The 15240-nt window shown below is 49.4% G+C and carries 11 protein-coding genes; all 11 read left to right on the top strand.

The features are described from left to right. Positions 1–129: 129 nt before the first annotated feature. Positions 130–1494 (top strand): lysine 2,3-aminomutase, encoded by a 1365-nt coding sequence (ablA, locus tag BBR47_RS27515; RefSeq protein ID WP_015893670.1) that lies wholly within the window; start codon positions 130–132, stop codon positions 1492–1494. Positions 1495–1759: 265 nt separating this feature from the next. Beyond that, positions 1760–3835, top strand: a complete 2076-nt coding sequence (locus BBR47_RS27510) for a heterodisulfide reductase-related iron-sulfur binding cluster (RefSeq protein WP_015893669.1) — start codon at positions 1760–1762, stop codon at positions 3833–3835. A 115-nt stretch (positions 3836–3950) separates the two neighbouring features. Then, positions 3951–4490 (top strand): sigma-70 family RNA polymerase sigma factor, encoded by a 540-nt coding sequence (locus tag BBR47_RS27505; protein ID WP_015893668.1) that lies wholly within the window; start codon positions 3951–3953, stop codon positions 4488–4490. Further along, the gene (locus BBR47_RS27500) at positions 4487–5605 is read left to right on the top strand and encodes a hypothetical protein (RefSeq protein ID WP_041749697.1); all 1119 of its coding nucleotides are present in this window, start codon (positions 4487–4489) and stop codon (positions 5603–5605) included. The genes BBR47_RS27505 and BBR47_RS27500 overlap by 4 nt, the downstream gene beginning before the upstream one ends. A 161-nt stretch (positions 5606–5766) precedes the next feature. Next, entirely contained in the window at positions 5767–6945 is a 1179-nt protein-coding gene (locus BBR47_RS27495; protein WP_015893667.1) for an acetyl-CoA C-acetyltransferase, read from the top strand. Between the two features lie 15 nt (positions 6946–6960). Beyond that, positions 6961–7812 carry a 3-hydroxybutyryl-CoA dehydrogenase gene (locus BBR47_RS27490; protein ID WP_015893666.1) on the top strand — a complete coding sequence of 284 codons (852 nt, stop codon included), beginning with the start codon at positions 6961–6963 and terminating at the stop codon, positions 7810–7812. A 30-nt stretch (positions 7813–7842) separates the two neighbouring features. After that, positions 7843–8985, top strand: a complete 1143-nt coding sequence (locus BBR47_RS27485) for an acyl-CoA dehydrogenase (RefSeq protein ID WP_015893665.1) — start codon at positions 7843–7845, stop codon at positions 8983–8985. Positions 8986–9020: 35 nt separating this feature from the next. Beyond that, positions 9021–10163 carry an acyl-CoA dehydrogenase gene (locus tag BBR47_RS27480; protein ID WP_015893664.1) on the top strand — a complete coding sequence of 381 codons (1143 nt, stop codon included), beginning with the start codon at positions 9021–9023 and terminating at the stop codon, positions 10161–10163. 169 nt (positions 10164–10332) lie between these two features. Then, positions 10333–10965 carry a TetR/AcrR family transcriptional regulator gene (locus tag BBR47_RS27475; RefSeq protein WP_015893663.1) on the top strand — a complete coding sequence of 211 codons (633 nt, stop codon included), beginning with the start codon at positions 10333–10335 and terminating at the stop codon, positions 10963–10965. A gap of 121 nt (positions 10966–11086) precedes the next feature. Then, a complete protein-coding gene (gene icmF / locus BBR47_RS27470) occupies positions 11087–14338 on the top strand; it encodes a fused isobutyryl-CoA mutase/GTPase IcmF (RefSeq protein WP_015893662.1) in 3252 nt (1083 codons plus the stop codon). A gap of 257 nt (positions 14339–14595) precedes the next feature. Continuing rightward, positions 14596–15156, top strand: a complete 561-nt coding sequence (gene rpoE, locus BBR47_RS27465; protein ID WP_015893661.1) for a DNA-directed RNA polymerase subunit delta — start codon at positions 14596–14598, stop codon at positions 15154–15156. Positions 15157–15240 lie beyond the last annotated feature (84 nt).

The following is a 15240-nucleotide window of genomic DNA, read 5'->3' as shown; positions in this document are numbered from 1 at the left end:
TGGATAAGAAGCGCTCACAAAACGCTCTATTCCTTATTTTCTAAATCTTTTGATTTGTTGGCATGGCACTTGCATCTCTTGTTGATTGAGTGAAGCGAAGAGGTTCACCATAAGACGAGAGGAGACGGGATGCACATGACAGTAGCGACAAAACGCGATTGGCGTTCGATAGAACTTTGGAAGGATGTCACGGACGAGCAATGGAATGACTGGATGTGGCAGCTTACGCACACCATTAAGACGGTCGATGATTTGAAGCAGGTAATCAACCTGACACCGGAAGAGGAAGAGGGCGTACGTATTTCTACGCAAACGATTCCACTCAACATCACACCGTACTATGCTCATCTGATGGATCCAGACGATCCAAGCGATCCGGTTCGCATGCAGTCTGTACCTTTGTCCTCTGAGATGGTTCGTACCAAATACGACATGGAAGACCCACTCCACGAGGATACCGATTCTCCTGTACCTGGTCTGACGCATCGATATCCAGATCGCGTGCTTTTTCTGGTGACGAACCAATGCTCCATGTATTGCCGTTACTGTACGCGTCGTCGCTTTTCTGGCCAGATCGGCATGGGCGTGCCAAAGAAACAGCTGGATGCCTGTATCGATTATATTCGCTCAAGACCAGAAGTCCGCGATGTACTGCTCTCCGGTGGAGACGGTCTGTTGATCAATGACCGCGTACTGGAGTACATCATCAGCAGCCTGCGCGATATCCCGCATGTTGAAATTATTCGGATCGGAACGCGTGCACCTGTTGTATTCCCGCAACGCATTACAGAAAACCTGTGCAATATCCTGAAAAAATACCATCCGGTTTGGCTTAATACACACTTCAACCATCCAAAAGAAATTACACCGGAAGCAAAGCTGGCTTGCGAGATGCTCGCTAATGCTGGTGTTCCGCTCGGAAACCAGGCAGTTATTTTGGCCGGCATCAACGATTGCGCGAATACAATGAAAAAGCTGGTGCAGGACCTGGTGAAAATCCGCGTTCGCCCGTATTACATCTATCAATGCGACCTGTCAGAGGGAATTGGACACTTCCGCGCACCTGTCAGCAAAGGTATCGAAATCATTGAGCACCTGCGCGGCCATACTTCCGGCTATGCAGTTCCGACCTTTGTAGTAGACGCTCCACACGGCGGCGGTAAAATTCCTGTCAGCCCGAATTACATCATTTCGCAAGCGTCCGATAAAGTCGTCCTGCGTAATTTTGAAGGCGTTATCACGTCCTATCCAGAGCCGAAGCAATACCACGAGCATGATGAAGAAAACTGCGAATACTGTAAGGCTGCAAAAGGCAAAGCAGTTGGTATCGCAGCACTCATGCAAGACGAGGTAGACAATCTGGAGCCGACTGATCTGCCGCGCAACAAGCGTATCAAAGCAACCAAGGTCAAATCACTCGCGGACGTACGCTCGGAGCAAAAGTCCAAGAAAGAGCACACCACTGCCGAGACCAAGGAAGCTTCAGGAAAATAAGCAGGATCAACAGCTACCCGTATAAAGGTAGCTGTTTTTTTTCGTAAGAATATTTCCAACTCTTCGAAGAGGATGGATGATTCGCAACTTGTGTGTTAAGATCGAGTTGTACCCATTATGAGCGGTCGCTCAGTATCGTTTCATTTTTCGAAAAAAATAAACAGACTGACTGAATACTCATTCATTTATTTCCATGATTCTGATAAGATAGAAAAAACGATTTCCACGTCCAAAGACAAACTCGCAATAGAGGGGAGTAGAAAACATGCTGGCACTCATTAATTTGATCGCCTTTTTCCTGGTTCTTGCTTACGGGCTTTATTTAGCCGGACATGTCGTGTACAGCAGATACTTGTTTATCAAGCTGGGGAAAAAGCCGGATGTGAAAAATGACTTTGGGGCACGCATCAATCTGATGCTGGACAACGTCATTTTCCACAAGAAGCTGCTGAAGGATAAGAAGAGCGGCGTGATGCACGTCGTGATGTTTTACGGTTTTATCACCCTGCAATTCGGAGCCATCGAGCTGATTATCAAAGGGCTTTCGAAAGGCTACGAGCTTCCTTTTGGCAGCGCTCACAAATACTTCTCTGTCATGCAGGAGATCACCACGTTTCTCATTTTGGCTGCGGTCGGCTACGCATTTTACCGCCGCTATATCGAAAAGCTCAAGCGTCTGAAGCGCGGCTTCAAGTCAGGGATTGTTCTCTTGCTGATTTCCTCCCTGATGGCGACTGTCTTGCTCTCGCTCGCTTTTGAACAAATTTGGCTCGGACATGAGCCATCGGCGTTCGCTCCGATCTCTTCTGTTTTTGCGATCGTATTATCTGCGATTGGAGTAGGGACAACGGGAGCAGTGGTAGGCTTTTACGTTTTCTGGTGGCTGCATCTGATCATCTTGCTCGGCTTTGCGGTTTACGTGCCGCAGTCCAAGCACGCGCATTTGCTGTTTGCGCCTGTCAATGTGTGGTTCAAAAAGCTGGACCCGCCAGGCAAGCTGACCAGCATTAACTTCGAGGACGAGACACAGGAAGAATTCGGTGTCGGCAAGATCGAGGATTTTACACAAACGCAGCTCATCGACCTGTATGCTTGTGTGGAGTGCGGTCGCTGCACGAATATGTGCCCGGCCTCTGGAACGGGAAAAATGCTCTCCCCGATGGATCTGATTACGAAAATGCGCGACCATTTGACCGAAAAAGGCGCGTCGGTGACATCGCGTACGCCATGGATGCCGAGCTTCGCTTTTTCGCAGACGACTGCCAACCAGATTGCGTTCCAAGCATCTGAAGTAGCGGCGACGGCGGAAGGAGCAACTGCGGTCTATGAGAAAAGCTTGATCGGCGATGTCATTACCGAGCAGGAGCTGTGGGCTTGTACGACCTGTCGCAACTGCGAAGACCAATGCCCGGTAATGAATGAGCATGTCGATAAAATCATCGATATGCGCCGCTATTTGGTGATGACGGAAGGTAGCATGCCAGCAGAAGCGCAGCGCGCCTTGAACAATATCGAGCGTCAGGGCAACCCGTGGGGAATCAACCGAAAAGACCGGACGAAATGGATTGAAGGTCTGAACGGTGAGTACGAGGTGCCAACTGTGAAGCAGGTCGAGGAATTCGAGTACTTGTTCTGGGTAGGCTCGATGGGATCATTTGACTTGCGCAGCCAAAAAATTTCGCAGGCATTCGTGAAGCTTATGCATGAAGCAGGCGTGAAGTTCGCCATTTTGGGTAACGAGGAAAAGAACTCTGGTGATACGGCTCGCCGTATCGGTAATGAATTCTTGTTCCAACAGCTCGCCCAAGAAAATATCGCCCTGTTTGAATCATATGAAGTCAAAAAAATCGTCACCTGCGATCCGCATGCGTTCAATACGTTCAAGAACGAATATCCAGAATTCGGGTTGAACGCAGAGGTGTATCACCACTCTGAGCTGTTGGCGGAGTGGGTGAAGGAAGGCAAATTGAAGCCAACCAAGGAAGTCAAGGAGCGCATCACCTACCACGATTCCTGCTACTTGGGCCGCTACAACGAAATTTACGACAAGCCACGCGTGATCCTCGAAGCCATCCCTGGCGTAGAGGTGGTCGAAATGAAGCGCAGCGGCTGCGACAGTATGTGCTGCGGCGCAGGCGGTGGCTTGATGTGGATGGAGGAACATGAGGGCTCTCGTATCAATGTCACACGTACGGAGCAAGCTCTGGAGGTTAACCCCACGGAAATCGCGAGTGCATGCCCATACTGCCTGACGATGATGAACGACGGAATCAAGACCAAAGAGCAGGAAGATCACGTCAAAACACGCGACGTCGCGGAAATTCTCGCAGACGCCATCTAGGTTTATACCATGCGCAAGTCTCGGTGCTAATCAAGCGACGAGGCTTGCGCATTATTTTTTTGCAAAAAAACTGTAAGATAATGGAGCCAGCTGAATCAAAAAGAGTGGGAAGGGAGTGAGGAAGCTGGAGCTTACAGAGAAAAGCTTAACCAAAACAAAGGAAGCATTATTTGATGAATTGATCCGGCACTACTTGAAAAAGGTGCTGCGCCTCGTGTATTTGATGGTCAAGGACCGCAGTCTTGCTGAGGATATTACCCAGGAAGTGTTCCTGTTAGCTTACAAAAACTTGGGCAAATTCCGCCAAGAGAGCTCGATGCAAACATGGGTGTACCGAATCGCCGTCAACGAAGCGAAAAAGCATCTACGCTCGTGGTCGTTCCGTCACTTGTTTTTCAAATCGGAAGTGGACATAGAGGTAGTCGAGGGGGCAGAGTCGGCTGTTTTGCAAAATGACCTTCGCGCCCGTTTTGCCCATCTGGTCATGAAGCTGCCGCATAGCTATCGTCAATTGATTATCCTTCACTACTACGAGGAGTTGTCCGTAGAGGAGATCGCGGTCATTTTAGACACGTCCGCAAGAGCGATTTATACGAAAATGCACCGCGCACGCCAGAAGCTCAAAGCGCTCCTGGAAAAGGAGGGGATCGAATGAACCTGGACAAATGGCTCGTGGAATTCAAGGAAACGGCTGACCGGACACTGTTGCGCGGAATGGACGATACGACTGGCTTGGAGGAGCGGATTCGCATGAATATCGAGAAGAAAGGCAAGAAAAGGTTTCGTTTCATCTACCCTGTAAGCGCAGCACTTGTTGCGGTTGCGCTTGTCATCGGGTTTACCCCTTATATACTGCAAAAGGAAAGCACGACGAGTACACATACGCCGAAGGGAACGTCTGCCGAGCCAGGGACCCATCAAAAGCCTGATCCAAAGGCTCACCCAGCTTCTGATGATCAGGTGATTATGGGAACGGTAGATGAGATCATCGATGTCTTGCGTGTTGGGATGACACAAGACCAAATCAAAGCAAAGATTTCGTTCCCTTACACAGTTGTAGACGATTATGGCGGAAGCGGGGACGATGGCACAGAAGAGTACTGGGGCTATTCGATTCTCGCAAAAGAAGGATATCAGCGAAAAGACTGGACAATGATCGATACGGAGGCTCTGCTAAAAAGAGACGTGGGCTTGGCGATGTTAGTTGGATGGAAGGATAAAAAGCTTTATTGGTATACGATAAGCTATGTCCAAGGCAAAGAGGTCTATCTTTTCAAACTGAATAGTAACGGTACCGTTACTGAGGATATCGTAGATGTTCCCCAGGATGGCATACAAACACCTCCGGCTACGTCTATATTCGATTTAAAGTCAGAGGAAGAGGATCGTTTTTACAATTACATGTATGAGAAAAAAGATGGGCTTTTGCGTGGATTATCTCCAATCGATGTGTTGAAGCTGTATGTGAAAGCACAGCAAGAGGGTCAGCTCGAAATGCAGTACGCTTTGCATATCGAGGACGATGGATTTGAGAAGCCAACACAGGAGCAATACTTGGAAGATAGGAAGAAAGATCCGGTTGGAGCACGAAATAGCTGGAAGCAGCTGAAATCGATGCAAGAATGGGCAAGTGACATAACGCTTGAGCAAACGTCTGACAAGGAAGCGGTTGTCTGGGTGACTTTCAAGGACAACAGGGATAAGGTTGCCTATAAAATGCAGAAAAACAAGCAAGGCATCTGGAAACTAAGCTGGATGGCACGACAATAGAAAGAACAGCCTGGCTCTCACAAAAGTCAGGCTGTTCTTTTTTTCAATATTGATTGACTATTCGTACGGAAGACGGCAAAATAAAAGTATGCAAAATGAACGAACGCTCGATCAATTTAGTTTTTATTAATGTAAAACATCATCCGAATGGAGGGCATTCGATGAAAACGGTCATTGTAGGGGCAGCGCGTACCCCTTTTGGTAAGTTTGGTGGCTCTTTGAAAGCGCTATCGGCAGTAGAGCTCGGCTCTATCGTGATCAAGGAAGCGGTAGAGCGCGCTGGTATTTCCGGCGATCAGGTGGACGAAGTGATCATGGGTATGGTCTTGCAGGCAGGTGCGGGTCAGGTGCCCTCACGCCAGGCAGCTCGCAAAGCTGGTTTGCCGTGGAATGTAGCGAGTGAGACGATCAACAAAGTATGCGCGTCCGGGATGCGTGCAGTGACGATGGGGGACCAGATCATTCGGGCCGGGGACGGAGAAATCATCGTCGCTGGCGGCATGGAGAGCATGAGCAACGCACCGTATGCACTGCCAGATGCACGTAACGGAATGCGGATGGGAGATTCGACCGTACGTGATCTCATGATGTACGACGGCCTCACTTGCCCGTTTCATCAAGTGGCGATGGCTGTTCACGGCAGCAATGTGGCGGAAGAGAACGGGATTACGCGAGAAGAGCAGGATGCGTGGGCGCTGCGCAGCCAGCAGAGAGCCGCACAAGCGATGGAAAAAGGACTTTTTGCCGACGAGCTTGTCTCGGTTTCCATTCCGCAAAGAAAAGGGGAGCCGCTGCAAGTAACCGTCGATGAAGGACCACGTCCGGATACCACCGAGGAAGGATTGGCGAAGCTGCCACCCGTGTACAAAAAGGACGGAACAATCACGGCAGGCAATGCACCGGGAATCAACGACGGGGCGGCAGCAATGGTGCTGATGTCAGAAGCGAAAGCACAACAGCTGGGCATCAAGCCGCTTGCGACGATACTGGGACACGCCGCGGTCGGCGCAGAGGCTCCTTATATCGCGACAACTCCGGGGCTTGCGATCAACAAGCTCTTGGAAAAGACAGGTGTCTCGCTTTCGGAGATCGATCTATTTGAGGTAAACGAAGCATTTGCCGCGGTAATTTTGACCAGTGGCAAAATTGTTGGCTGGGACGCAGAGAAAGTGAATGTAAACGGGGGAGCGATTGCGTTCGGACACCCGATTGGCGCGAGTGGCGCTCGGATCATTATGCACCTCGCCTATGAATTGAAAAGACGAGGCGGCGGCTTAGGGATCGCGGCAATTTGCAGCGGTGCCGCACAGGGTGACGCCATCTTGATTAAAGTAGACTAAGGGAGGCCTTTTTGCATGAACGTACAAACGATTATGGTCATCGGGGCAGGACAAATGGGCAGCGGGATTGCCCAAGTAGCGGCGCAGGCTGGCTTTCGCGTTTTTCTGAACGACGTCCAGCAAGCATTTGTAGAGCGCGGTCTGGCCACGATTACGAAAAACTTGTCGCGCAACGTGGAAAAAGGCAAGCTCAGCGAAGCAGAAAAGGAAGCGATTCTCGGCCGTTTGACACTGTCTACTGATCTGGCAGATGCGTCTGAAGCAGATTTTGTGGTAGAAGCGGTGACAGAAAACATGGCGGTCAAAACGCAAATCTTTTCCAAGCTGGATGAAGTATGTCCGCCGCATACGGTGCTCGCGAGCAATACATCCTCGCTGCCGATTACTGAGATTGCGGCAGTTACAAAGCGGCCGGAAAAAGTAATCGGGATGCATTTCATGAACCCCGTTCCAGTGATGAAGTTGGTTGAGATCATCCGCGGGCTGCAAACATCCGATGAGGTCTATCAGCTGACAGAAGATTTGTCCAAACAAATGAGCAAGGTACCCGTGAGCGTCAACGATTTCCCCGGGTTTGTGTCCAATCGGGTACTGATGCCCATGTTAAATGAAGCGATTTATTGCGTGTACGAAGGAGTTGCAACACCGGAAGCAATCGATGAAGTGATGAAGCTGGGCATGAACCATCCGATGGGGCCGCTTCAGTTGGCTGACTTCATCGGGCTGGACACTTGCCTCTACATTATGGAAGTACTGCACGAAGGGTTCGGTGATTCGAAATACCGCCCATGCCCATTGCTGCGCAAGTACGTCAAAGCAGGATGGCTAGGCAAAAAATCCGGTCGTGGTTTCTACGTGTACAGCTAACCGAAGATTTCGCAGAAAGGTAGGACGGACATGGATTTTCGATTGAACGAAGAGCAAGAGATGATGCGCCGCATGGTGCGAGACTTTGCCCAGAAAGAGATCGCACCATTCGTCCCGGTGATGGAGGAGACGGACCAGTTCCCACGTCAGATCCTCAAAAAGATGGGCGAAATGGGGCTCATGGGCATTCCGATTGCCGAAGAGTGGGGAGGAGCTGGAGCGGACTTTATTTCCTACATTTTGGCCATTCACGAGATTTCCAAAGTGAGTGCGACAGTAGGTGTCATTTTGTCCGTGCATACCTCCGTCGGGACGAACCCGATTCTCTACTTCGGTACCGAGGAGCAAAAACGCAAATACGTGACCAAGCTTGCGAGTGGGGAATACCTCGGGGCTTTTGCCTTGACTGAGCCGCATGCAGGTTCTGATGCGAGCAGTATCCGAACCACAGCCGTGAAAAAAGGCGATGAATACATCCTGAACGGAAACAAGGTGTTCATCACGAACGGCGGGGAGGCAGATACGTATATCGCCTTTGCCGTTACTGACTCGACAAAAGGACCCAAGGGAATATCGGCCTTTATCGTAGACAAGGATACACCGGGCTTCACGGTTGGGAAAAAGGAAAAGAAGATGGGACTTCATGGTTCCTATACAACAGAGCTCGTATTCGACAATGCCCGTGTACCGGCTGCCAACCTGCTTGGACAGGAAGGGGAAGGCTTCTGTATCGCGATGGCGAATCTGGATTCCGGTCGCATCGGGATTGCTGCACAAGCGCTTGGTATTTGCGAAGCCGCAGTCCAATACGCGACAGAGTACGCGCAGGAACGCAAGCAGTTCGGACAATCGATTGCCAAGCAGCAAGCCATCGCTTTCAAGCTGGCTGACATGGCGACGAAAGCAGAAGTAGCCCGATTGCTGGTATACCGAGCTGCGTGGTTGCGCAGTCAAGGAATTGCTTGTGGAATGGAAGCCTCGATGGCAAAACGCTTTGCCACTGACTCCGCGATGGAGCTCGCCACAGAAGCCGTACAAATCTTCGGTGGCTACGGCTACACCAGAGAATATCCGGTTGAGCGTCTATTCCGGGATGCGAAAGTAACGCAAATCTATGAGGGCACCAACGAAATTCAGCGAATCGTTATCGCCAAGCATTTGCTTGCTGATTAATAGAAAAATGAAAAGCACATGGGGGAGTGAGCCATATGAATTTCCAACTGACGGAAGAACATGACATGATGCGCAAAATGATTCGCGACTTTGCAGAGAATCAAGTAGCTCCGACAGCAGCCGAGCGCGATGAAGAAGAGTGCTTTGATCGTTCCATTTTTGAGCAAATGGCTGAGCTTGGACTGACAGGGATTCCTTGGCCGGAGCAATACGGCGGAGCAGGTGCAGATTACCTGAGCTACGTCATTGCAGTGGAAGAACTCTCCCGTGTGGATGCCTCCATCGGTGTAACACTGTCTGCACATGTTTCCTTGGCGAGCTGGCCGATTTACAAATTCGGGACAGAGGAGCAAAAGCAAACGTTTTTGCGTCCATTAGCAGAAGGCAAGAAGATGGGCGCGTACTGTTTGACCGAAGCGGGGTCTGGCTCTGATTCTGCTGGAATGCGCACGACAGCCGTACGCGATGGCGATCACTACATTTTAAATGGCACCAAAATCTTCATTACCAATGCAGGTGAAGCAGAAATCTACATCGTATTTGCGGTCACTCAACCAGAATTGAATCATAAGGGCATCACGGCTTTTATCGTTGAAAAGGGCATGGATGGCTTCACGATGGGGAAAAAGGAGAAAAAACTGGGTATCCGTTCCTCGCCAACACTTGCGGTCAACTTTGAAGATGTGCGCGTACCGGTAGAAAATAGACTGGGCGAAGAAGGCCAAGGCTTCAAGATCGCGATGATGACATTGGACGGTGGAAGAAACGGTATCGCCGCTCAAGCATTGGGAATTGCACAAGGGGCGTACGAGCATGCACGGAATTATGCCAAAGAACGCAGTCAGTTCGGCAAACCAATCGCTTCCTTGCAGGCAATCCAGTTCAAGCTGGCAGACATGGCAACCAAGATTGAGGCATCCCGTTTGCTCACTTACCAAGCAGCGTGGCTGGAGGATCAAGGTCTACCATATGGCAAAGCATCTGCGATGTCCAAAGTATTTGCAGGAGATACAGCAATGGAAGTGACAACCGAGGCTGTTCAAGTTTTCGGAGGTTACGGCTACACCCGAGAGTATCCTGTGGAGCGCTTTATGCGTGATGCTAAAATTACACAAATCTATGAAGGAACAAATGAAATCCAACGTGTCGTGATCAGCAATTTCCTGCTAAAAGAGTAGGAAGCTATCCCGTCTTCCAACACGATTACACACATAGAAAAGAAAAGTTTGGCTTTGTGCTCTTACTCGCGTATAATGATCTGCGATGATACAAAAGTAGAGTGTTTGCGCCTTCTTTTCTATGAGGCGTCTGACCAAACGCTCAGTCGGTTGGAAAGGTGGATTTGGAGTGTCTGACAAGAGAAAAACGATACCGTCCCTGGTAAAGGACCCAAAGCTGATCGAAAGAAGACGAGAGCAGATTATTGAGGCTGCCGTTCATCTCTTCGTTAATAAAGGTTTTCATAAAACGACGACAAGGGAGATTGCCCGGGCGTCTGGATTTAGTATTGGTACGTTGTACGAGTATATCGAGTCAAAAGAAGACGTTCTCTATCTTGTTTGCGATGCCATTCATGCGGAGATGGAGACGCGCTTGCGTGAAGCAATCAATTTCAACGGAACTGGCTTGAAAACATTAAAGGTAGCACTTAAAAGTCTGATCCGCGTGATGGATCAGATGAGCGACCGCGTTTTGCTTATTTATCAGGAAGCCAAATCATTGCCAAAAGAAACACTCCGCTACGTATTAGGGCGTGAAGAAGCCATTTCGCATATTTTCGTCGAAATCCTGGAAAAAGGGATTGCTGATGGTTCGTTGCGCATTGACGAAAAGAATGTCAAGCTGATGGCGGACAATATCATGGTGCTGGGCGAAATGTGGGTCTTCCGCCGCTGGGCATTGAAAAAACACTATACCATTGAGGAGTACACAGAGAAGCAAATTGCCCTGTTGCTTCGCGAAATCAGTGTCTCCGATTAAGAAGAGAGTTTGAAAAGTCTGGAAAACATAGGGTGCCAAGCATACTTCGCGTCTACTGCGCCTTGATCTGCTTGGCCCTGTTTTTCCTCCTTTTTAAACTTATAAAAAGGAGAGTGGAACGATGGAAACGGAAGTGTATCGTCCGCAAAACAAGGTTCGCTTTGTGACCGCAGCCAGTCTGTATGATGGTCACGATGCCTCGATTAATATCATGCGCCGTATTTTACAATCGTCGGGAGTAGAGGTTATCCATCTCGGACACAACCGCTCTGTTGACGATATTGTAACAGCCGCTGTCCAGGAGGATGTGCAAGGGATTGCCATCAGTTCCTACCAAGGCGGTCATGTGGAGTATTTCAAATACGTAATTGATCTATTACGCGAGCGGGGAGCAGAGCATATCCGTGTTTTTGGTGGCGGTGGCGGCGTTATCGTTCCACGCGAGATAAGGGAATTGGAAGAGTACGGAGTCTGTAAAATTTACTCGCCAGATGACGGCAGACGATTGGGCTTGCAGGGCATGATCAACGACATGATCAGACGTAGCGACTTCCCAACCGTTAAGCAGCTGGAGGAAGAAGTAGCAGGCTTGCGCGAGCAAAACCATCAGGCGATTGCCCGGCTTATTTCCGTTGCGGAGTATGCAGTGGACCAGCCTGTATGGACAGAACCTCTCCGAGAAAGCTTAGTGGAAGCTGATTCAACCATACCGGTATTAGGGATTACAGGTACGGGTGGAGCAGGAAAAAGCTCATTAACCGATGAGCTTGTTCGTCGATTTATTCGCGTTTATCCCGAGAAGACGGTTGCGATCTTGTCCGTCGATCCATCCAAGCAAAAATCAGGTGGAGCTTTACTTGGCGACCGCATCCGCATGAATGCCAATTCGACACCGCGTGTTTACATGCGCAGTCTCGCTACTCGCAAATCAGGCATGGAGCTGTCTGCTGCATTAAAAGACGCAATTCAAGTAACGCGTTCTGCCCATTTTGATCTGATTATTGTGGAAACGAGCGGGATTGGTCAGGGGGATGCGCAGGTCACAGAAGTGTGCGACGTCTCCATGTACGTCATGACCAGTGAATTCGGGGCACCATCTCAGCTGGAAAAGATTGATATGCTCGACTTCGCTGATGTGATCGCGATCAACAAATTTGAGCGCAAAGGCTCAGAGGACGCTCTCCGCGAGGTTCGCAAGCAATATCGACGCAATCATCAGCTTTTTGAGCTGCCGGATGAGAAGGTTCCTGTGTATGGTACGATTGCGAGCCAATTCAACGATCCGGGAACGAATGTGTTGTTTGCTGCCCTGATGCATCGAATTGTAGAAAAAACTGGCGTTGACTGGTCTGTAGAGCATTTGGATACGACTCCTGTAAAGATTCATAAAACTTCGTTGATTCCGACAGAGAGAATCAATTATTTGCAGGACATTGCCAACACCGTCCGCCAATACCGTGCCTATGCCGAAGAGCAGTCGTTGATTGCCCGCAAGCTGTTCCAATTGCAGGGTGCAAAGGAGACCGTACTTGCCTCTGGAGATTCTGCCGCTGCCGAGCTGGTAGCGGTACTCGATAAACAAATCGTTCTCTTTGAAGAAAAGCTGCATCCAGAGTGCCGACGTATTCTCGAAAATTGGCCGAAGCTGAAGGAAGCGTATCGGAAGGATCAATTCGTCACGAAAATTCGTGACAAGGAATTGGTTACCCAGCTGTTCAGCGTATCTTTGTCCGGTACACGCATTTCAAAAGTAGCTGTCCCTGATTACGAGGATTGGGGCGAAATTTTAAAGTGGTCGTTAAAAGAAAATGTCCCAGGGGAATTCCCGTACACCGCAGGAGTATTTCCGTTTAAACGCGAGGGAGAAGATCCCAAGCGACAATTTGCAGGCGAAGGTACTCCAGAGCGGACGAACAGACGCTTTCACTTCCTGTCTCAAAATGATGAAGCGAAGCGACTCAGTACGGCTTTTGACTCGGTAACGCTGTATGGTGAAGACCCTGACTACCGCCCGGATATTTACGGAAAAATCGGTACGAGTGGGGTCAGCATTTGCACCTTGGATGACATGAAAAAGCTGTACGCCGGCTTTGACCTTTGTGCACCTAGCACCTCTGTGTCCATGACGATCAACGGTCCTGCGCCCATGATTTTGGCCATGTTCATGAATACGGCGATTGAGCAGCAGCTGGATGCTTTTGTTCAAAAAGAAGGGCGTCAGCCTACCGAGGACGAAGCAAAGCAGATCAGAGCGTACACGCTGTCGACTGTTCGTGGAACCGTTCAGGCAGATATTTTGAAAGAAGATCAGGGGCAAAACACGTGCATCTTCTCGACAGAATTTGCCTTGCGGATGATGGGGGATATCCAGCAGTATTTTATCGACCAGAAAGTGCGGAACTACTACTCCGTGTCCATTTCCGGCTACCATATTGCGGAAGCGGGGGCGAATCCGATTACGCAGCTTGCGTTTACGCTGTCTAACGGATTTACCTATGTCGAGTACTATTTGAGCCGCGGCATGAACATCGATGACTTTGCGCCGAACCTGTCCTTCTTCTTCTCCAACGGTCTCGATCCGGAATACACCGTGATTGGACGTGTGGCTCGCCGGATTTGGGCAACGGTGATGAAAAATCGGTATGGTGCAAATGACCGCAGCCAAAAGCTGAAGTACCACATCCAGACATCTGGCCGTTCCTTGCACGCGCAGGAGATGGATTTCAACGACATCAGAACGACCTTGCAAGCCTTGGTTGCTATTTATGACAACTGTAATTCTCTCCATACGAATGCATACGACGAAGCGATTACGACCCCAACAGAGAACTCTGTGCGGCGTGCAATGGCAATTCAGATGATCATCAACAAGGAAATGGGCCTCGCGAAAAATGAGAACCCGCTTCAAGGGGCATTCATCATCGACGAGTTGACTGATCTGGTAGAAGAGGCAGTTATGCAAGAGTTTGAGCGGATCAGTTCTCGCGGAGGCGTGCTGGGGGCGATGGAGACTCAATACCAGCGCGGCAAAATTCAAGACGAGTCCATGTATTACGAAATGAAAAAGCATACGGGTGAGCTGCCAATTATTGGGGTGAACACGTTTATTAATCCGAATGCGTCTGAGGACGATTACGAGATTGAATTGGCTCGTGCGACCGAAGAGGAAAAAGAACAGCAAATCATAAATCTCCGTGCATTCCAGGAGCGCCACAAGGATGTGTCTGCGGCTGCATTGCGGCGCTTGCAGGAAGTGGCTATGGCGGGAGAGAACATCTTTGCCGAGCTGATGGAGACGGTAAAAGTAGCATCGCTTGGACAAATCAGTGCTGCCTTGTATGAAGTGGGCGGCCAATACCGCAGAAATATGTAAGACAAATCCCTCGGTAGCGATTGCCGAGGGATGTCTTTGGTTTTGATGTCGACAAGAATTAGGCGGCCCCCGTTTGAAAGCCTTGCATTTTCGTCTAAAATAAGGAATACTGTATGATAGCCTTCTTATGTTGTACGATGTACAATCAAAGAAATCGATATCATTTATGAATGACTTATACAAGCCTGCGTCCCCCGAACAGGGCACCGGGTCAGTATTCAAATCAATCGTTTTCATATGGAAAGGACGTGCCCTGAGTGAGTCAATTGTTTGCTCATATTGATTCCGAGAAACTGAGTGAGATGGCGTTAGTTGACATTGCGTATGAAATTTTGCGTAAAACTAACCGCACTTACAACTTCCGCGAGCTGATGAATGAACTGGTTGCAGTACGCAAGCTGACAGATGAACAACTCATGGCAATCATCGCGCAAGTATACACAGAAATTAACATTGATGGCCGTTTCGTGTGCCTTGGTGACAATGTATGGGGATTGAAACGTTGGTACCCAACTGACACCGTGGAGGAAACTCAAGAGGGTGGCGGAACGAAGAAGAAGAAAATCGTCACGGAAGACGACTTCGACGATTACGATTCCGAAGACGAAGCTGTCGAAGAATACGAAGACGACGATGTTGTCATCTTTGAGGACGAAGAGGAATTCGTCGACGAAGATTCTGAAATCGAAGAAGAAGAAATCGATGGAGAAATCGACGAGGAAGAACTCGAAGACGAAGAGGATGAGATGTTCGAAGAGGACGAAGAGCTTGAGGAAGAGGAATCCGACGAAGAGCTCGACGCCGAAGACGAGAAATAGGTCCTTGACTTCCGCTTGAGGGACAGATAAAATACTCCTTGGGCTTCACATGAAGAAGGATCAAATATGGGAAACTATAAAACA

This window comes from Brevibacillus brevis NBRC 100599 (genome assembly GCF_000010165.1).
Taxonomy (GTDB): domain Bacteria; phylum Bacillota; class Bacilli; order Brevibacillales; family Brevibacillaceae; genus Brevibacillus; species Brevibacillus brevis_D.
This window is presented reverse-complemented; position numbering and strand designations above follow the sequence as displayed.

Bases quoted from the DNA above. Each gene is read 5' to 3' on its own strand.
- BBR47_RS27480 (WP_015893664.1), top strand. From the start codon at position 9,021: ATGAATTTCCAACTGACGGAAGAACATGACATGATGCGCAAAATGATT.
- BBR47_RS27500 (WP_041749697.1), top strand. From the start codon at position 4,487: ATGAACCTGGACAAATGGCTCGTGGAATTCAAGGAAACGGCTGACCGG.
- BBR47_RS27490 (WP_015893666.1), top strand. From the start codon at position 6,961: ATGAACGTACAAACGATTATGGTCATCGGGGCAGGACAAATGGGCAGC.
- ablA (WP_015893670.1), top strand. From the start codon at position 130: ATGCACATGACAGTAGCGACAAAACGCGATTGGCGTTCGATAGAACTT.
- BBR47_RS27495 (WP_015893667.1), top strand. From the start codon at position 5,767: ATGAAAACGGTCATTGTAGGGGCAGCGCGTACCCCTTTTGGTAAGTTT.
- icmF (WP_015893662.1), top strand. From the start codon at position 11,087: ATGGAAACGGAAGTGTATCGTCCGCAAAACAAGGTTCGCTTTGTGACC.
- BBR47_RS27510 (WP_015893669.1), top strand. From the start codon at position 1,760: ATGCTGGCACTCATTAATTTGATCGCCTTTTTCCTGGTTCTTGCTTAC.
- BBR47_RS27485 (WP_015893665.1), top strand. From the start codon at position 7,843: ATGGATTTTCGATTGAACGAAGAGCAAGAGATGATGCGCCGCATGGTG.